General features: G+C 69.9%; 18 protein-coding genes. 5 read left to right on the forward strand and 13 right to left on the reverse strand.

The window, feature by feature from the left end; translation table 11 throughout:
* Nucleotides 1–38 precede the first annotated feature (38 nt).
* From LWP59_RS13570 to LWP59_RS13585, 4 genes are read right to left on the reverse strand one after another with little or no spacing between them, the layout of a single operon-like run.
* The gene (locus LWP59_RS13570; protein ID WP_144635371.1) at nucleotides 39–1,058 is read right to left on the reverse strand and encodes a dipeptidase; all 1,020 of its coding nucleotides are present in this window, start codon (nucleotides 1,056–1,058) and stop codon (nucleotides 39–41) included.
* Nucleotides 1,055–1,447, reverse strand: coding sequence for a nuclear transport factor 2 family protein (locus LWP59_RS13575; RefSeq protein ID WP_186383108.1), 393 nt, complete (start codon nucleotides 1,445–1,447; stop codon nucleotides 1,055–1,057). The genes LWP59_RS13570 and LWP59_RS13575 overlap by 4 nt, the downstream gene beginning before the upstream one ends.
* A complete protein-coding gene (locus tag LWP59_RS13580) occupies nucleotides 1,444–3,006 on the reverse strand; it encodes a hydantoinase/oxoprolinase N-terminal domain-containing protein (protein ID WP_229858046.1) in 1,563 nt (520 codons plus the stop codon). Before LWP59_RS13580 ends, LWP59_RS13575 begins: the two co-directional genes overlap by 4 nt.
* On the reverse strand, nucleotides 3,003–4,097 hold the full coding sequence (locus LWP59_RS13585; protein WP_229858048.1) for a DUF917 domain-containing protein: 1,095 nt from the start codon (nucleotides 4,095–4,097) through the stop codon (nucleotides 3,003–3,005). Before LWP59_RS13585 ends, LWP59_RS13580 begins: the two co-directional genes overlap by 4 nt.
* A gap of 235 nt (nucleotides 4,098–4,332) precedes the next feature.
* Between LWP59_RS13585 and LWP59_RS13590 the strand changes: the two genes are divergently transcribed.
* The 3 genes from LWP59_RS13590 to LWP59_RS13600 all read left to right on the forward strand — a co-directional run bounded on the left by LWP59_RS13590 (nucleotide 4,333) and on the right by LWP59_RS13600 (nucleotide 6,668).
* Entirely contained in the window at nucleotides 4,333–4,647 is a 315-nt protein-coding gene (locus LWP59_RS13590) for a hypothetical protein (RefSeq protein WP_144635364.1), read from the forward strand.
* Between the two features lie 69 nt (nucleotides 4,648–4,716).
* Nucleotides 4,717–5,481 (forward strand): polysaccharide deacetylase family protein, encoded by a 765-nt coding sequence (locus LWP59_RS13595; RefSeq protein ID WP_144635361.1) that lies wholly within the window; start codon nucleotides 4,717–4,719, stop codon nucleotides 5,479–5,481.
* 29 nt (nucleotides 5,482–5,510) lie between these two features.
* A complete protein-coding gene (locus LWP59_RS13600) occupies nucleotides 5,511–6,668 on the forward strand; it encodes a YncE family protein (protein ID WP_229858050.1) in 1,158 nt (385 codons plus the stop codon).
* A 203-nt stretch (nucleotides 6,669–6,871) separates the two neighbouring features.
* Here the strand turns inward: LWP59_RS13600 and LWP59_RS13605 are convergent, their stop codons facing one another.
* Both LWP59_RS13605 and LWP59_RS13610 read right to left on the reverse strand, forming a co-directional pair.
* Nucleotides 6,872–8,299 (reverse strand): purine-cytosine permease family protein, encoded by a 1,428-nt coding sequence (locus LWP59_RS13605; protein ID WP_144635358.1) that lies wholly within the window; start codon nucleotides 8,297–8,299, stop codon nucleotides 6,872–6,874.
* A gap of 72 nt (nucleotides 8,300–8,371) precedes the next feature.
* On the reverse strand, nucleotides 8,372–9,523 hold the full coding sequence (locus LWP59_RS13610) for an FAD-dependent oxidoreductase (protein ID WP_144635355.1): 1,152 nt from the start codon (nucleotides 9,521–9,523) through the stop codon (nucleotides 8,372–8,374).
* Between the two features lie 269 nt (nucleotides 9,524–9,792).
* Between LWP59_RS13610 and LWP59_RS13615 the strand changes: the two genes are divergently transcribed.
* Nucleotides 9,793–11,454 (forward strand): amidohydrolase, encoded by a 1,662-nt coding sequence (locus LWP59_RS13615; protein WP_144635352.1) that lies wholly within the window; start codon nucleotides 9,793–9,795, stop codon nucleotides 11,452–11,454.
* A 50-nt stretch (nucleotides 11,455–11,504) separates the two neighbouring features.
* Nucleotides 11,505–12,524, forward strand: a complete 1,020-nt coding sequence (locus LWP59_RS13620; protein ID WP_144635348.1) for an Lrp/AsnC family transcriptional regulator — start codon at nucleotides 11,505–11,507, stop codon at nucleotides 12,522–12,524.
* Between the two features lie 338 nt (nucleotides 12,525–12,862).
* Here the strand turns inward: LWP59_RS13620 and LWP59_RS13625 are convergent, their stop codons facing one another.
* Genes LWP59_RS13625 through LWP59_RS13655 form a run of 7 tightly spaced genes read right to left on the reverse strand, consistent with a single transcriptional unit; the run spans nucleotide 12,863 to nucleotide 18,310 of the window.
* A complete protein-coding gene (locus tag LWP59_RS13625; RefSeq protein WP_144635345.1) occupies nucleotides 12,863–13,366 on the reverse strand; it encodes a flavin reductase family protein in 504 nt (167 codons plus the stop codon).
* Complete coding sequence (locus tag LWP59_RS13630; RefSeq protein WP_186383107.1) at nucleotides 13,366–13,776, reverse strand: ester cyclase; 411 nt, start codon at nucleotides 13,774–13,776, stop codon at nucleotides 13,366–13,368. The genes LWP59_RS13625 and LWP59_RS13630 overlap by 1 nt, the downstream gene beginning before the upstream one ends.
* A gap of 11 nt (nucleotides 13,777–13,787) precedes the next feature.
* Nucleotides 13,788–15,278, reverse strand: coding sequence for an aldehyde dehydrogenase (locus tag LWP59_RS13635; RefSeq protein ID WP_144635339.1), 1,491 nt, complete (start codon nucleotides 15,276–15,278; stop codon nucleotides 13,788–13,790).
* Nucleotides 15,275–16,021 carry an alpha/beta fold hydrolase gene (locus LWP59_RS13640; RefSeq protein WP_144635337.1) on the reverse strand — a complete coding sequence of 249 codons (747 nt, stop codon included), beginning with the start codon at nucleotides 16,019–16,021 and terminating at the stop codon, nucleotides 15,275–15,277. Before LWP59_RS13640 ends, LWP59_RS13635 begins: the two co-directional genes overlap by 4 nt.
* Nucleotides 16,018–16,569 carry an amino acid synthesis family protein gene (locus LWP59_RS13645; protein WP_144635334.1) on the reverse strand — a complete coding sequence of 184 codons (552 nt, stop codon included), beginning with the start codon at nucleotides 16,567–16,569 and terminating at the stop codon, nucleotides 16,018–16,020. The genes LWP59_RS13640 and LWP59_RS13645 overlap by 4 nt, the downstream gene beginning before the upstream one ends.
* A complete protein-coding gene (locus tag LWP59_RS13650) occupies nucleotides 16,566–17,168 on the reverse strand; it encodes an amino acid synthesis family protein (protein ID WP_144635331.1) in 603 nt (200 codons plus the stop codon). Before LWP59_RS13650 ends, LWP59_RS13645 begins: the two co-directional genes overlap by 4 nt.
* Nucleotides 17,165–18,310, reverse strand: coding sequence for an LLM class flavin-dependent oxidoreductase (locus LWP59_RS13655; protein WP_144635328.1), 1,146 nt, complete (start codon nucleotides 18,308–18,310; stop codon nucleotides 17,165–17,167). Before LWP59_RS13655 ends, LWP59_RS13650 begins: the two co-directional genes overlap by 4 nt.
* Nucleotides 18,311–18,314: the final 4 nt, after the last annotated feature.

The following is an 18,314-nucleotide window of genomic DNA, read 5'->3' on the forward strand; positions in this document are numbered from 1 at the left end:
CGCGTCGTGGTCGAGCCGGACGCCGGGTGCGTCGCCGCTCAGGTCACGGCATTGTCCGGCGGCAGGGCCTTGGCCAGGAAGGCGGCGAGCGTGTCGTGGGCGACCGCGCGCGCGGCTTCGTCGCCGAGTCTGTTCAGCAGCAGCGGGCCGAGGGTCGCGAAGTCGGCGGGCCTGCGGAGCCCGTCCACGACCGGCAGGTCGGCCAGGTCGACCAGCGCCCCGGTGAGAACCGGGTCCACCGTGGCTGTCACGTCTTCCATGAAGTCGGGGCCCAGCGCGACATGGCCGGCCCCGACGAGCCCCACCGCGTGTTCGACGTGGTCCACATAGGACCCGATGTCGGGCCGGTCGCGCAGGAACGGGCCGAACGCGTTGATTCCCACGAAGCCGCCCGACGCGGCGACCGCCCGGATCTGCTCGTCGGTCAGGTTGCGCGGGTGGTCCTGCAGCGCGCGGCACGAGGAGTGCGATGCCACGAAGGGTGCCCGGGCGACCTCGGCGAGGTGCCAGAAGCCCTTCTCGGACAGGTGGCTGACATCGAGCACCATCCCGAGCCGCTCCATCTCGGCGATCGCCTCGACACCGAGGCCGGTGAGCCGCCCACCGGTGTCCTCCTCGCCGACGCCGTCCGCGAGCATCGTGCGCCGGTTCCAGGTCAGCGAGGACATTCGCACGCCCGCGCGCCAGAGCACGGTGAACATCGCGAGGTCCCGGCCGACCGGTTCGGCGCCCTCGATGGCCAGCACCAGCGCGATCTTTCCGTGCGCCTGCACGCGGGCCAGCTCATCGGCGGTCTCCACGATCGCCACGTCTGCCGTGTGCAGGTTCGCGAGGTGCCGCGCCTCCTCGAGCATGAGCAGGCAGCGCCGCAGGGCGGCTTCGCCCACGAACTGCTCTTCCGTGTAAACGGGCAGCACCTGCAGGGCGACGCCGCCCTCCCGCAGCTGCGGGAGCCAGAAGTCGCCGAACGGGTCGGCGTGCCCGCGCTCGCGCAGGTGCCGTACCGCCATGAGCAGGTCGTCGTGGCAGTCCGCGATGGGCAGCGCAGCCCCGGTCATCGAGTCTCCTTCGCGTGCGCCAACACGGCGTCCAGCGCCGCGCCGTCGTAGTACAGGGCTGCCCGCGTGATGCGACCGCCGGTCACGGTGATCATCGAGCACCCGTGCACGTCCAGTGGTGCCACCCCGGGTTCGGCCGGGGTGCCGACCATCCGCCACCGCACGGCCGCGCGGTGGCCGTCCGCCACCGCCTCGACGATCTCGCGACGGTGGTCGGGGTAGCGGGCGAGCAGGGCCGCGTTGGCCGCCCGGTCGTCCTCCGCCGAGCCGACCGCGGGCTTCCCGTTCACCTCGACCGTGAGGTCCGGGGCCACCAGGCGCTGCGCGGCGCCGAGATCGCGGGCGTTCCCGGCGTCGTTGTAGGCGCGGTAGACCTGTACCGGGTTCACCGTGCGGTCCCGGCCAGCGGTCCCGCGGCCTTGACCTGCACCCGGCACGTCTTGCCCGGCAGGTAGCTGAGCGGCACCTCGTGCACCGACGTGATCCGCAGCCGGCAGGGGTCGGCGCCCGCCCGCTCGGCAGCCGCGCGGGCGAGGGCGCGCGCCTCCTCCAGACAGGCCTCCCTGCCCTTCGGCTCGTACCGGTACACCCGGTCGACCGCGCCGGAGGCCTCGGCGATGGCCGCGCCGAACGCGTTGGCCACCGAGTAGTGTTCCGGCCGCAGCACCTCCGACACCCCGGGCACCGTGTCCGGCACGAGGTGGGAGCCACCGCCGACCGCGATCAGGGGGAGCTCCGAACGGCTCGCCTTCATCCGCTCGCACATCACCTGGATCCGCTCGTCCACCCAGGCGAGGGCCGCGGACACCATCGATGGGTCCACTTCGGACAGCCGGTCCGCGTCCCCGAAGCCGGCCAGCCTGCCCGCCCGCACCGAGATGTCGGACAGCGTCAGGGTCTGCCCGCCGCGCACGAGCGCCTCGTCCACGACGCGGTAGCCGACCGAGTCCGGGCCGATACGGGGGCCGTCCGGCCCGGGGCGCACCACGGTGCCGCCACCGAGACCGATCGAGATCAGGTCGGGCATCCGGAAGTTCGTCCGTACGCCGCCGACCTCGACCGCGGCCGAGGACTCGCGCGGGAACCCGTCGACCAGGATGCCGACGTCGGAGGACGTGCCGCCGACATCGATCACGAGGGCGTCGGTGAGCCCGGCGAGCGCGCCGGCTCCGCGCATCGAGTTGGTCGGCCCCGACCCCACGGTGAGAATGGGGAACCGGACGGCCTCCTCGGCGGTCATCAGCGTGCCGTCGTTCTGGGTCAGGTACGACGCCACGGAGAGGCCGTGCCCCGCGAGCGCGGAGTGGAAGCCCAGCACGACCCGTTCCGCCACGCCGAGCAGCGAGGCGTTCAGCGTGGTCGCGTTCTCCCGCTCCAGCAGGCCGAGCGCACCGACCTGGTGGCTGAGCGACACGGGGAAGTCCGGGCCCAGCTCCTCGGCGATGATCTTCGCGGCGCGCAGTTCGTGGTCGGGGCTGGCGGGGGAGAAGGGGCTGGTGATGGCGATCGCGGAGACCTCGCCGGCGCACCGGGCGGTGAACTTCCGCACGGCCTCGACGTCGAGCCGGGCGATCTCCGTCCCGTCGTACTCGAACCCGCCGCCGATGATCGCCGACGGCCCGTGCACCACGTCCAGCAGGTCCTGCGGCCACGCGGCACCGGGGCGGACGGCCAGCGACGACGGCGCCGCGATCCGCAGGACGCCGACCCGGCCGAGGTCGCGACGCTGGATGATCGCGTTCGCCGGGTGGGTGGTGCCGAGCATCGCCTGGGTGATCGCGCTCGTGTCGACGCCGGCCACCACCCGCTGGAGGGCGGCCCGGATGCCGTCGAAGGGATCCGGCGTGGTCGCCGCCTTCGTCGCCGCGACCACCGTCCCGCTGTCGTCGACCACGACCGCGTCGGTATTCGTGCCGCCGACGTCGATACCGATCCGAAGCGCGTTCACCGCGCGACACCCCCCAGCGGGACGTAGTCGATGTCGTAGCCGAAGGCCCTCGGCCCGACCAGCTCCAGCATTCCGTCGCGGTGCCATTCCGGGGCACAGGGCATGCCGATCACGTCGACGCGCTGGCCGTAGGCGAGCGTCTCCGTGGTGATCGGGCTGGCGTCCTCGTGGTCGAGCATGCAGATCAGGTCCGGGGCGGTGATCACCGGCCGGTCGCCCTCGAACGCGAGCAGCAACTCGTTCTGGATCTCGATCCGCATCGTGCGGTCCGGATCGGCGAAGTGCTCGACGGTCACAGTGCCACGGGCGAAGCCGTCCGTGGTGTGCCGGTCGATGTCGACGATCTTGCCGGAGAAGAACTCACGCGCCTGGGCGAAACGCAGGAACTCCTGGTAGGCGCCCGGCTCCCCGCGTCGTACCGCGGCCAGCCGGGCGCCCAGCTGCACGCAGTAGGTCATCGATCCGGAGATCCCGTGCTCGAGGACCTGGCCCGCGGTGAGCGGGTAGCAGGAGATCGCGTTGGCCAGGCCCAGGGTGATCACCGTGCTGCGGGCGAGGCGCTCGGCGAGCAGGTTGTTCGTCGCCTCGAAGACGACGAGGTTGCCCTTCTCGTCGGCCACGCTCATCGGCGCCGCGGGGATGCCGCCCAGCGTGAACACGGTCATCTCGATCTGCGGGAACGCCCGGCGCATGCCGTCGGCGTCCACCACGGGCACCCCGAGCTCGGCGGCGACCGCGATGGGGACCAGGGTGTTCATCCCGCCGACCTCGATCGGCTGGATCGCGGCGGGCTCATCGCCGAGGTGGCGGGCCAGCGCGCGGACCGCGGCCACGAACTCGGTGCCGGACGGCACCTTCTCGATGATCACGGTGGGGGCACCGATGACGGCCACCGTGAGCACCCGCGCGTCCCGCGGCAACTCGGACGGGGTGACCACGCGCACCGGGCCGAAGTCCTCGATGGCCTGCCGGGCCATCAACCGGGCGATATAGGGGTCACCACCGCCGCCGGTGCCCAGCAGCGTGGCTCCCAAGGTCAGATCGTCGAGATCGGCGATCGTCAGCTCCCACATCCGTTCCTCCTCGCGCACTGATGGCAACTTACCCACCACCGGGTGCACACCGATGTGCCGAGCACACGGTGGAGACCGGTCGGCTGTGCGCGGCGCACACGCGGTCCGGCGCGGGCGGTATGGCGGAGCTGGTACAGGACCCACACGTGTCCGTGTCCTGCCAGGGCCAGCCGAGGGCGGGGCCCCTGCCGAGCTGCAGGTTCTCCCGTTCTTCGGCAACATACGCTGACGAAGTACCGCCGGTGAGCCGCGGGTGTCGCTTGTGGACAGCCGGGGTGAACGGGGACGCCCCGTCTTCGCCCGGGCGGAGACGGCCGGTTCCGAGTTTCGCGAGCGTGTGATTCCTTCTGGCAAGGGTAATCCGTCCCAGAAGGGGTTTCACGGCGAAAAGGAGAGCGCAATGCTCGGTTTGCTGGCTTTGCTGTTGCTTGTCTGGTTGGTCTTCATTGTCGTCGGTGTCGCTGTCAAGGGATTGTTCTGGCTGTTGATCCTCGGCGTGGTGCTGTTCGCCGTCACCGGGGTGATCGGGTTTGTCAAACGCGAGGCGCTGGGGCGCGGCCGCCACTGACGAGCGCCGCCACGTCCCGTGTTTCGGGGGGCTACCGTCTCTGTCCTGAGGGCGGCGGGAAGGGCGACGATGCGCGAACAACAGAAGGACCGGCGCTGGGTACTCGGTCTCGGCCTCGGCCTGGGTGCGGCGGTGACGGCAGGCTGCGGCAGCTCTGGCCCGCCGGAGCCGAGCACGCCTCCCGGGACCACCGCTGCGGCACCCACCACGGCGGCCTCCGTCGCACCTGCTGCCGGACCCGCGACGCAGTTCGTGCGCGCGGAGTCCGGCCGCCCGGAGGTGGCGCTGACCTTTCACGGTGCCGGCGACCTGGCGATCACCCGGCAGGTGCTGGACGTGCTGGCGCAGCACGGCGCCGAGGCCACCGTGCTCGCGGTGGGCACCTGGCTGGCTTCGGCCCCCGACGGCATCCGGATGGTCCGCGACGGCGGCCACGAGATCGGCAACCACACGTGGAGCCACGGTGATCTCGCCCGGATGCGGGCGGACCCGATGCTGACCGAGATCGAACGGTGCCGGGACGAGCTGGACCGCCTCGTCGGCGCGCCCGGCACGTTCTTCCGGCAGTCGCAGGGCCAGTACGCCACCAGGACCGAGCTCGATGAGGCCGGGAAGGCCGGGTACAGCCGTGTCCTGTCCTACGATGTCGACTCGCTCGACTGGACCGACCCCGGTGCGGACCGGATCCGGCGCGCGGTCCGGGCTGCCCGGGCGGGCAGCATCGTGAGCATGCATCTGGGCCACGCCGGGACCGTGGCCGCGCTGCCCGGAGTGCTCGCCGACCTCCGCGACCGAGGGCTGACCCCGGTCACCGCAAGTCAGCTGCTGGCGTGAAAATGCCCTCGAGGAACAGGGAAACGACAGTGAAAACCCTTCTGGCCGTGCCGGTTCTGCTGACGGGCGCCCTGCTGGCGGCGTGCACCTCCACCCCGCCCGCTCCACCGGCGCCCATGCCGCCGGCCCCCTTGCCCGCCGCGAGCGCGGGCCTGCCCGGGATGCCACCGGTGCACGACGCGCACGACATCTACAGCGACGCCGGCGCCGACATGCTGTCTGCCGCGGCGAAGGCGGCCAAGCCGCTGGTCTACGTCCCGCATGCGAAGTCCGGCGACGTCTGGGTCATCGACCCGGCGACCTTTGCTGTGATCGGCAGGTACCCGGCGGGCAAGGAGATCCAGCACGTCGTCCCCGGCTACGACATGACCACCCTCTACGCCACCGACGACAAGGCCGACCATCTGCTGCCCTTCGACCCGCGGACAGGTCTGCCCGGCAAACAGATCCCGGTGATCGACCCCTACAACCTGTACTTCACGCCTGACGGCCAGTACGCCGTCTCCGTCGCCGAGGCCCGGCGCGAGCTGGTCTGGTATGACCCGCGCACCTGGGTCCAGCGCGACATCACCCCGGTACCCGCCTGCGCGGGGATCGACCACGCAGACTTCTCGCCCGATGGCCGTACCGCCGTGTTCACCTGCGAGTTCGCCGGGGCCGCCGCCGTGATCGACGTCGCGTCGCACAAATTGTCGCGGATGATCCCGATGCCGCAACGGCACACCCACATGGGCCCCCAGGACATCAAGCTCGCGCCCGACGGATCGGTCTACTACATCGCGGACTCCGACGCGAACGGCGTCTGGGTGCTCGACGGCGCGGCCACCAAGGTTCTGCGGTTCATCCCCACCGGCATGGGCGCACACGGCCTCTACCTGTCCCGCGACGCGCAGCAGCTCTATGTGAGCAACCGGCACGAGGGCAGCGTGAGCGTGCTCAACGCCTACACCGGTGCCGCGATCGCGAAATGGTCCATCCCCGGCGGCGGCAGCCCGGACATGGGCAACGTGACCGCCGACGGCACGCAGCTGTGGCTGTCCGGCCGCTACGACCGGTCGGTCTACGTCTTATCCACAAAGGACGGATCGCTGATCCGGAAGATCCCGGTGGGCAACGAGCCGCACGGCCTGTGTGTCTGGCCGCAGCCCGGCCGGTACTCGATCGGGCACACCGGTATCACCCGCTGAAGCCGGCGGGACGCGTGCCTGACGATCACGGATGTGCATACGGGGCCGCCTCGAGTCCCACACACCTGCCGTTCGCCGCCAATTCGACCTTGCCGGCCGGAGCTCGCCATCGACACGGACGGGATCAGCTGTGGCGCGCGCGAACCGGCAGGGGCGAGGGCGTCGTCCGGGTCGTGCCGACCCCCGCGGCGGGGCGTAGAGCGTCAGGAGAGCGCGGGTACTTCGCTCGGCTGCTCGCCGGGCGCGGGCAGGTTCTTGCGGATCTCGCCGCTGAACAGGAGGTACAGCCCGCCCGAGACCAGCAGGCCTACGATGAACGCCAGATCGGCGCCGCCGAGCGCCTTGGTCACCGGTCCGGTGTAGAAGCCGAGCGACAGGAACGGGATCATCGCGAGGAACCCGCCGAAGTAGGCGGTCAGGCCCCGCCATGCCCAGCGCCCGTACACCCCGTTGGGGTCACTGATGTCGGCGATCGCGTAGCGGCCGTGGCGGACCAGGTAGAAGTCGACCAGGTTCACGGCCGTCCACGGGACCAGCAGGTTGACCATGATCGTGATGAACTCCTCGAAGCTGTTCATGTAGTCGGCGGGCATGGCCACGCTGAGCACTGCGCCGACGACGCCGACGAACACAACCCCGGTGATGCGCACGCGCAAGGTGGGGTTCACCCGCTTGATCCCGTCGACGATCGTGGTCCCCGACAGCATCGCGCCGTACGCGTTGACCCCCGAGGTGCCGATCAGCGCCGGCAAGGTGGCCAGCACAGCCACCACGCCGAAGCCGGGGAAGACGCGGTCACCAATGCGGTACAGCTCGGTGAGCGCGTCCGGGCTCGGCACATAGCTGGAGATGAGGCTGCCGAGGCAGGCGAGCCACGCGGCACCGGTGAAGCCACCCAGGAATGTCCAGCCGATCAGCTTGCCTTCCGGGACATCCTGAGGCAGGTACCTGGTGTAGTCCGAGACGTAGATGCTGTAGCTGATCTGGTAGCCGCCGGCCGCCGCGAACTGTGCCAGGAACGCCGAGAACGTGAACCCGGTCGAGACCGGCGTCGCGCCGCTGAGCGGAAAATGGATGACGGCGGCGACCGTGAGCACCGCGAAGATCGCGATGATCAGATAGCTGAAATAGCGTTGCACGGTATGCAGCAGATCGTGTCCCACCACGGCGATGAGGACCGCGATCACCGAGAACACCAGGTACCAGATCTTGCCGCCGGACAGGAACATCGCGACCGCGTCCCCGGCGAGAATCATCTGGAAAACGTTGTACCCGACGTAGATGAACACGGCCATCAGCAGCGGGAAGATCGCGCCGCGCGAGCCGAACTGGGCCCGGGACTGGATCATCTGCGGCAGGCCGAGCCGCGGTCCCTGGTTGGCGTGCAACGCCATGAACAGGGTGCCGAAAGCCATGCCGCAGACAACGGCGATCAAGGACCACACCAATCCCAGACCCAGCGACGGCCCCAGGAAACCGATCAGCAGCGACGGCAGCATGAATCCGCCGGTGAGCCAGAACGGGCCTTGATGCCATGCCTTGCCGTGTCGTTCGGCGAGGGGGATGTAGTCGATCGAGCGGCGCTCCACCCCGCCGATCGTGCCTGCCCTGGCGATGTCGCTGCCGGCCATGAGGAACCTCCGCGTGTCAATGCATTCGGGTGGACTGTCCGTTTCAGTGCTGTGGATCGGGTGGTGCGGTGTTCAGTCGCGGTATCCCTGCCGGACCAGCTGAGCGCCTTGGTGCGCCGCCACGTTGACCCGCTCCTGCCAGGTCTTGGACCGGCCGGCGACCCAGACCAGCGCCGAGCGGACGTCGGCCAGCGGCCTCGGCCAGCGAGTGCCGACCTTGCCGTAGAGCCGCGAGTACCGCTGCGTCGCGTCGGTGACCGGCCGCTGCCGGGATTCCCAGGCGCGCAACGCATCCGGCACGTCCGCCGCACCGTCCAGCATCAGTGCGAGCGCGTACCCGTTGGTCATCGCCAGGCAGGCCGCCTGGCCGAGGTTCGGCGACATCGCACTCGCCGCGTCACCGATGACCGCGACGCGTCCCTTGACCCAGCCGTGGCATCGGACATCGGAGAACGACGCCCATCGCGAGGCCTCCGGGATCCGTTCGATGACGTCGCGCAGGGCGGGAAACGAGCGCACCCATGACTTCTTGTCGAGCGGCTTCTCCCGGCCGGCGAGGTCACTGGCGGGGCAGCAGGTGTAGACGTAGACCTGGTCCGGGGTGACGGGGACGATGCCCACCCGGCGACCGCCGTTCCAGTACTCCAGGGCGTGGTTGACCGGGTCCTGCGGCAGGCGGGGGATGAGGTGGCGGCCGCAGCCGTCCTCCAGATCTCGCACGGCCAGGTTCAGTCCGACCGAGTTTCGCACCGGCGAGCCGACGCCGTCCGCGCCGACCACCAGGTCGGCCCGGTGGGTCTGTCCCGATTCCAGCAGCAGTTCGCCCTCCGGGGTGGCCCCGGCGACGAGCGAGCTCGTCACGACCTCGACGCCGGCCCGGATCGCCGCGTCGGCCAGGGCGCGGTGCAGATCGGTACGCAGCACCGTGAACAGGCGCGTCTGATCGCCCTTCATCCAGTCGTCCTGGATGAGCCGCCGGCGTTCGTCGTACAGCCGCCAGCTGGAGATTCGCTCGGCCCGGCTGGTGGCCTCGTCGTACGCGCCGATCTCCTCGAGCACCCGCAGGGCGTTCTCCCATACGAAGATCCCGGCGCCGATCTCCCGCAGCTCGCGGCCACGCTCGTGGACCCGGACGCTCCAGCCACGCTGGGCGAGTGCGGTGGCCACGGTCAGCCCCGCGAGGCCACCCCCGGCGATCTCCGCGTGACGAACTGCAGACGACATGACGGTCCTCCCACGAACACGAGCACGAGCAAGACGGACGGCGAGGCGAGCTCTCCCCGGCGTCGTCCGGAATCAGTCGGACAAGAAGTAGCTGTGAACGTAATCAGTCGCCCCGCGCCCCTGTCAAGGGTTATCTGGCTCAAACCGTCGTTCTAACTGTTATTTGGTGCATATTTCGTTATTGACGAGCGGTCGACGGCCTCATATCGTCCTCTCAACGAGGCCGGCCGGTAGTAGTCGGTCATCGAGCTGAGGAGGCATCGCCGAGTATGGACAACGCTGCGGACCTGGTCCTGTTCTCGAACCGGGTCGTCTGGCTCGCCGACGACGATCCGGTTTCCCCCGGGTTCGTGGCCATCCGCGACAACGACATCGTCGCCACCGGCCCCCGGGAACAGGCCCAGGCGCACATCGGGCCGGAAACCGTCGTCAAGGACTTCGCGGCGCGGCCGGTCATGCCCGGCTTCGTCGACGTGCACGCGCACATGGAGGTCGCCGCCCGCACCCTGTACCAGACCGTCGACTGCCGGGCGCCGCGTTGCGCCGATGTCGGCGACGTCCTCGACACCCTCCGAGCACACCTCGACGCCGCCGTCGACGGCTGGCTCGTCGGCCAGGCCAACCTGTTCTTCGACCAGAAGCTCGCCGAGAAGCGGCTGCCGACCCGCGCCGAGCTCGACTCGGTGAGCACCGAGGTCGCGATCGTGGTCCGCGCCGGCGGCCACGTGAGCGTCCTCAACAGCCCGGCGCTCGCCCGCGCGGGAATCGACCGCGACTACGAGGCCGCCGACTACAGCATCACCGGGATGCCGACCGTCGAACGCGGCGAGGACGGCGAACCGACCGGCGTGGTCAAGGAGATGGACAACCTCCTGCCGTTGCCCCGGATCTCCGGCGAAAACCTGCGCCACGCCATCCGCCAGGGGGTGCACGACCTGTTCACGGTGCACGGTGTCACCACCATCGGGGAGATCTCGGAGACGGTCGAGGGACTGCGCGAGATGGACCGGCTGCACCGCGACGGCGAGCTGGGCGCCCGGCTGCGGATCTACCTGTGGACGCCGGGAACGGTCAGCCTGGAACAGGCGTGCACCCACGCCGACTGGCTCGGACTGGGTGCCGGGGAGGACCTGATGCGCATCCACGGCGTCAAGATGTTCTCCGACGGCGGCTATTCGGCGGCGAGCGCCGCGATGAAGCAGCCCTACGTCCTCGACGGCCACGGCCATCACTGCGGTCAGGTGGCGCTGAGCCCCGAGCAGGTCGCCGCCGCGCTGAAGCAGACGGCGGCGGCGGGTCTCCAGCTCGCGATCCACGCCAACGGCGACCGCGCGCAGGAAGCCATGTGTGAGGCGATCATCGCCGCCGGCGGTGCGCCGGCCGGGGCCCCGGCGCCCCGGATCGAGCACGCCGGCAACCTGCTGCCCGAGCCGGAAGCGACCGCGCTGTGGCGCCGCGCCGGCATCATCCCCGTGCCGCAGCCGGTGTTCCTCTACACCTTCGGCGACTTCTTCCCCACCTACCTCGGTGACTACGGCAAGCGTGGCCGGTTCCCCTTCCGCGACCTGCTCGACGAAGGCTGGCCGATCACCGGCAGCTCGGATGTGTGGATCGGCTCGGAGGAGCGCGCGACCAACCCGTTCTTCAGCATCTGGTGCACCCTGCGGCGGCAGTCGTTCTTCGGGGAGATCCTCGACGGCGACCAGCGGATCACGGTCGCGGAGGCGCTGCGGATGCACACGATCAACGCGGCGGCGACCCTGGGCGAGGGCGACCGCTACGGCTGTCTGGAGCCGGGGAAGCGAGCCGACGTGATCGTGCTGGACCGCGACCCCTTCGCGTGCTCGGACGACGAACTGCTCGACGTGCGGGTGGACGAGGTGTACCTCGGGGGCAAGCTCGTCCATACCCGCTCGGGGAGCCCGGCGTAGGCGGGGGTTGGGCCGGGCCCGCGGCCCCGGGACCAGCTATGTTCCCTCTCATGCGCGGACCTGACCACCCGGTGCCCGGTTTTCTGCCAGGGGTGTTCCCGCTGTCCGGCGGCGACGGCGGGAGCACCGGGCTCAGCGAGGCCGACCGCGCTCTGATCCGCGCCCTGCAGGCCGATGGCCGGCAGTCCTTCGTGGCGTTGTCGCGGGAGCTCGACATTCCGGAGCGGACCATCCGGCGCCGAGTGAACCAGCTGCTCGCGGACCAGGTCATCCAGATCACCGCGGTCACCGATCCGGCCATCCTCGGCTACCGGGTGGCCGCGCTGGTCGGGCTGCACTTCGACGGCAGGCGGAACATCCGGGGGTTGATCACGTCCGTCACCCAGGCCGCCGCCGTCGACTATGCCGTGATCACCACCGGGCGTTACGACGCTCTCGTCGAGGTGCTGTGCCGGGACACGAGCGAACTGCTGTCGGTGGTGCACGAGTCGCTGGCACAGCTGCCCGGGGTGCGCGGCGTGGAGATCTTCCCCTACCTGCAGCTGTACTACCAGGAACCGGGGTGGGACGCCGCCCAGCAGAAGGCCCACAACGGTGTGCGCGACGCCCGTGGCCCGCTCGACGCGACGGACCGGAAGATCGTCGCCGAGCTGAGCGGCGACGGGCGACTGGCGTTCGCCGTCATCGGGGAGCGGCTGGGCATGTCCGAATCCCAGGTCCGCAAGCGGGTCACCCGCCTGCTCGCCGAGCGGATCATCCGGATCACGGCCATCGCCAACCCCCGCAGCCTCGGTTTCGAGAACCAGGTGTGGGTGGCGATCCGTTGCACCCCGGGGCACAGCGTCGCGGATCTTGCCGAGACCCTGACGAGAATTCCCTCGATCACCTACGTCGCCGCATGTGCCGGCCGCTTCGACATCTTCGCCGAAGCGGTCTGCCGCAGCACCCAGGACATGGCCCGCCTGGTCGACGCCGAGATCAGAACGCTGACCGGGGTCGCGCACACCGAGCTGATGCTCTGCCTCGACCTGTACTACCGCGCAGTCCAGCCACCTTTCGAAGCTGAGTGAGGTTCTGGAGACAGCCTCGCCCGGCCGACAGATCATGGGCCATTGAGGTTGTCCGAGCTCGTCCTTCGTCAGAATTTCGAGAACTCCGCTGAAGACGAGTACAGCGGAGGATGGTTCCGCGCCGAGCAGTGCCGCCCGTTGCTCATCGAACCGGTTGTTGTGGCCGCCGGACGAGTTCCAGCACGCGTTCGGGCTCGGGGATCCGGTACAGCAGGAGCGGGCGGCGGCTGCCCGCACGGTCACCGGCCACAGGAGCAGCCGCACGACGACGAGGACCACCCACAAGGCGAGGCACCGGCCGTCCGCAGCCGGCTCATCGAGTGCGGAAGTGACCGGCTTCAGCCCAACGCGGGTACCAGTTCGCTACCGTCGTAGAACTGGGAGTTCGTGTAGAGCAGGGGCGCGAGCGGGGTGCTGTGCGCATGGAGGACGGAACCGAGGAAGACGGTGTGCGTCGAGGTGCGGATGCGGTGGGCGATCTCCGCTTCGAGGTGGGCGCAGGTGCCGTCCAGGACCGGGGTGCCGTGGTGGCCCTGATGCCAGGCCAGTCCGGCGAACTTGTCCGCGCCCTTCGCCGCGAAGGTCCTCGCCACGGGGAGCTGGTCGTGGGCGAGCAGGTTGACCGCGAAGCGCTCGGCGCGGAAGAGGACCTCGTGGGTCGAAGACGTTTTCGCGACGCACACGAGGATGACCGCGGGGGAGACGGTGACGCTGGCGAACGCGTTGACGGCCAGGCCGCGCGGGACGCCGTCCGCCATCGTCGTCACGATCGTCACGCCCGTGACGAACCGCCGGTGGAAACCGCGGACGTCTTCGCCGGGGACGGTGGTGGCACTGCTCATCAGTACTCCCAGAGATTGACGACGCCGAGGTTCGCGAACAGGTCGCCGCTCTCCCAGGACACCCATTCCTCCTGGACCTGGCCGCCGGCGAACCGGGCGAACGTCATGCCGCTCGTGGTGATCCGCCTGCGCGTGACCGGAAGTTCGTGGAACGGGCCGAGGTGGGTTCCCTCGCTGCGCCAGTTCACCGCCACCAGGTCGCCATCCTCGGCGAGGTGTTCGACGTGGGTGCGCAGGTCGGGGAAGGCCACCCGGGTGGCCTCCAGCGCGGCGAGGAACTCGCGCCGGTCCGCCGTCCCGGTGCGGCTGTGCCTGCGGTAGTCCGGCGCCAGCAGCGCCTCGAGCCCCGTCAGGTCACCGTCGTTCCACGCGTGGTGCCAGGCGGCCACCACGTTCTCCTTGTGGGTCACGGTCGCCTCCCTCACCGCATGACGAACGGGTCGGCCGCCGGCGCGTCGTCGGTGTTGACCCACACGCTCTTGGTCCGCGTGTACTGCGTCATCACGGCGAAGCCGTTTTCCTTGCCCAGCCCGCTGGATTTGAATCCGCCCAGGGGAGACATCGGGGACATGGCGCGGTAGGTGTTGATCCAGACGGTACCCGCGTCGAGCTTCGCCGCGACGCGGTGTGCCCGGCCCACGTCCGCGGTCCAGACGCCTGCCGCGAGTCCGTAGTCACTGTCGTTCGCGATGCTGATCGCTTCCTCGTCGGAATCGAACGGGATCAGCCCGGCGACGGGGCCGAAGATCTCTTCCCGCGCGATCTTCATGTCGTTGCGCACGCCGCTGAACAACGTGGGTTCGTAGAACCAGCCGGGCAGCTCCGTACCGTCGCGACCCGACGGCCGCCGGCCTCCGGTCTCGAGCCTGGCGCCCTGCTCGAGGGCGCCGGCGACGAAGCTCTCGACCCTTTCGCGATGCGCGGCGAAGGCCAGCGGGCCGATCTCAGTTGCCGCGTCCAGCGGGTCGCCGACCACGATGGTGCGGGCGCGCTCGGCCACCCGCGCCAGGATCTCGTCGTGCAGGCTGCGGTGCACGAGAACGCGGGACCCGCCCACGCACGTCTGGCCCGCGGCGGCGAAGATCCCCGCGACCACCCCCATCGCCGCGTTGTGCGGGTCGGCGTCGGCGAAGATGATGTTCGGCGACTTGCCGCCGAGCTCCAGCGTGACCGGCACGAGACGGTCACCCGCCACGGCCGCGATCCGCCGCCCTGTCTCGGTGCCGCCGGTGAACGCGATCTTGTCCACGCCGGGATGACGGATCAGGGCGTCCCCGGCTTCGGCGCCGAACCCGGTCACGACGTTGATCACGCCGGCCGGGATGCCGGCCTGCTCGACGAGCGGCATCAGGTCCAGCAGGGATGCCGAGGTGTGCTCGGAGGGCTTGACGACGACGGTGTTGCCCGCCGCCAGCGCGGGCGCGAGTTTCATGGCGGTCAGCAGGAGCGGTGAGTTCCACGGGCTGATCGCGCCGACGACACCGATCGGCTCACGCAGGGTGTAGTTGAGGATCGCCGGGTTGAGCGCCGGGATGACATCGCCCTGCACTTTGTCCGCGATCCCGCCGAAGTAGTAGAACCACTCCGGCAAGGTGACCAACTGCCCGCGCATCTCACGCAGGAGTTTGCCGTTGTCCTGCGACTCGGCGCGCGCGAGCAGCTCCGCGTTCTCGCCGATGAGGTCACCCAGCCGGCGCAGCAGGTGTCCCCGTCTGGTCGCGCTCAGGTTCGACCACTCCGGCGACTCGAACGCGCGGCGCGCGGCCCGCACTGCCGAGTCGACGTCCTCGGTCGTACCGCGGGCGGCCCTGTAGATCGGCTGCCCGGTCGACGGGTCGATGCTGTCGAACGTGCCGCGGCGCACGGCGTCGCACCATTTCCCGTCGATGTAGTGCTGACGTGTAGCTGTCATGGGTGGTCCGTCCTCTTGTCTGATGTGGACAGATGCTCGGTGATCGCCTTTGCCAGTACCCGGGGTTGCTCGAGGGGAAGCAGGTGCGCCGCGTCCTCGACGACGACGGCCCGCGCATCCGGGATGCGGCCCGCCAGCCGCCGGGCCATGTCCGGTGTCGACCCCGTGTCGCGGCCACCCGTGATCACCAGGGTGGGTGCGACGATCCGGGTCAGGTGTGGCCACAGGTCGGCGTCGGCTTCGGCGAAAACCCGGTAGCAGGCCAGGTAGGAGTCGCGGTCGTTGGCCAGCAGCGTGTCCGACACGAGCGGCGGCAGGTGCGGCCTGGATCGCCGGAAGCCAGGCGAGAACCACCGGTCGACCGCCGCCCGAGCACTGGCTTCGAAAGACTCGGCAGCGCGGTGGTAGCGGGCGCGCACGGCCGCGCGTTCGTCCGGGGTGCGGTCGGCGACTGTGCTGACCAGCACGAGGCTCGCGACCTTGTCCGGGTGACTCAGCGCCAGCTGCTGGGCGACCAGCCCGCCCAGCGAGAAGCCGATGAGATGGACCGGCTCGGCGAGGGTGTCCGCGACGTCCTCGGCCAGCGCGGGCAGTGAGGTGGGTCCGGTCAGCGGGGACCGCGTGCCATGCCCGAGAAGATCGGGCGCCACGGCCGGGGCGGGCAGCAGGGGCCGGAGGTCCGTCCACATCGTCCCGTCGAGCCCGACACCGTGCAGGAGCACCAGGCGGTCCGTCGCGGTCATCGTTCGCTGGACAGCGGCGCGAGCCGCGCCTTGGGCCTGCCCGCGCTGGCCGCGGCCAGACCGATGATGATCTCGTCGGCCCGCGGCGCGTCGGCGACCTGGACGGTGACGGTCTGATGGTGCGAGCGGATCGTGGCGTCGGTGACATGCTTGAGCGGGATGTCGAACGACACACCGGCAGGTGCGACTTTCTCGACCGCGGGCAGCAGGGTTGTGGCGTTCGCGGCGTCCCGGAAGAAGTTGCCGAACTTGAGGGTGTGGATGAGGCCCGAACCGTGTTCGACCTCCCCGCCCAGACCGACGATCGCGGCCTTGCCGTAGGCCTCGACGGGCCGGCCGAGGGCCTCGACGACCAGTGGCGCGAGCAGCGCGCCGAGCGCCGGTGCCACGTCGTCGATGGCAGGCAACAGATCTTCCACGTATCCCGCGCCGTGCCACGGATTCTCGATGACGGCGAGCACGACCGCGATGCGGCTGGGCGGGTCCACGGGCCGGCCGTTCTCGGTGATGGTCTCTTCCACCTGGGTGACTGTCTTGCGGACCTTCATGCGTGCACCTCACTGAGGATGTCGGTGGGATCGATGGCGGTGTCGGTGCGGCGGTCGCCGATGCGGGCGAGGGGCCGCGGCCCCGCGGAGACGCCGAGGGCGATGAGGATCTCGTCGGCGCGCGGTGCGTCGCTGACCGACAGGTTCACGGCCTGGTAGTGGCTTCGGGTGGAGGCGGCCGTCTTGTGCCACATCGGCACGGTCAGCACGGTGCCGGCCGGGGCCTGGGACTCGCCGAAAGCGATGATCGACTCGCCCTCGACGATGTGGCGGAACAGGTCGCCGAGGAACGGGGTGTGGATGAGGGCGGCGCCGTGCTCGACCTCTCCGTCCAGCCCGACGAGAGCGGCCTTACCGAACGCCTCGACGTTGTCGGCGCCACCCAGGGCTCGGGTGATGCTGGTGGCGAGCGCGGAGGCGATCTTCGGGGCGAGTGTTTTCACCTCGGGGCCGAGGTCGGAAACGTGGCCCTGGTGCAGCCACGGGTTGGTGATGACAGCGGCGGCCACCGCTTTTCGCCACGGCCTGTCGAGGGGCTGTCCGCCCTCGGCGAGCACCACCTCCGTGCGGGTGACGATCTTGCGGATGGGATCGGTCATCGCAGCGCGCCGGCCAGCCCCGCGAACTGGGGCATGACCTTCTCGGCGAACAGGTCCAGGCTCCGGCGTGCGTTGCGGTGGGGCAGGCCGGGGTGGGTCGTCCACAACAGCAGGTGTTCCAGCGAGATCTCCGAGCGCAGCTCTTCGATCTTCTCCGCGACGAACTCCGGCGTGCCGACGAGCTGGTTGCGAGAGAGCAGGAAGTCGAAGTCCAGCCGGTGGCCGTCCGTCAGCTCCTCACCTTCCTCCATGAGGTTGCCGAGGCCCCGCCAGTGCGTGATCCACCGGTAGCTGGTCATCACCGCTTCCTCGAACTCGGCGCGCGCCTGTTCCATGGTGTCGGCGACGTAGACGTCTCGCACGAGTGCGATGCCCTCGCCGAGCGGCACGTCCCGACCCTGCGTCTCGGACGCGACGTCACGGTAGAGCTCGAACCGGCCCTTGAGTGCGGAGACCGGAGGCAGCCAGAAGATTCCGTGGAAGTTGTTGCGTGCGGCCGATTCGATCGAGCGCGGGCTGTCGATGACCTGCCACAGTGGAGGGTGCGGCTGCTGCAGGGTTCGCGGCGACAGCGCCATTTTCGTGATCTCGTGCTCGGCGTTGGTGAACTCCGGCGTCGCCGGCGACATCGGATGTTGCCACTTCACCCCTGGTGCCGGGAAGTCGTAGAACTCCCCGTGGTGCGCGAAGAACTCGTTCGCCCACGCCTTCTGCAGGATGGCGACCGTCTCTTCGAACAGTGCCCGGTTGCGTTCCTGGTCACGCGGGTCCGCGCTCGGGTTGAGGTTGAGCGCCTCCCGGCCGTACAGGCCGCGGCCGACGCCGACCTCGAGTCGGCCGCCGGAAAGGTGGTCGAGCATCGCGAGGTCCTCGGCCAGGCGGAGGGGATGCCAGAAGGTGGCGATGTTCGCCGCCTGCCCGATCCGGATGTTCCGTGTGTGCGCGGCGATGTCGACACCCATCAGAACGGGGTTCGGAGTGATCTCGAAGCCCTCGTGCCCGAAGTGGTGCTCGCTGTACCAGATGGACCAGAACCCGGCCTCGTCGGCGGCCCTGGCGAAGTCCCGGGCCTCGTTCATGACGACGTCGTACTCGCCGAGGCGGCCGGGGGCGCCGAGGTTGTGGAAGATCGAAAAGCGCATGGTT

It is taken from the genome of Amycolatopsis acidiphila, from assembly GCF_021391495.1.
Lineage (GTDB): Bacteria > Actinomycetota > Actinomycetes > Mycobacteriales > Pseudonocardiaceae > Amycolatopsis_E > Amycolatopsis_E acidiphila.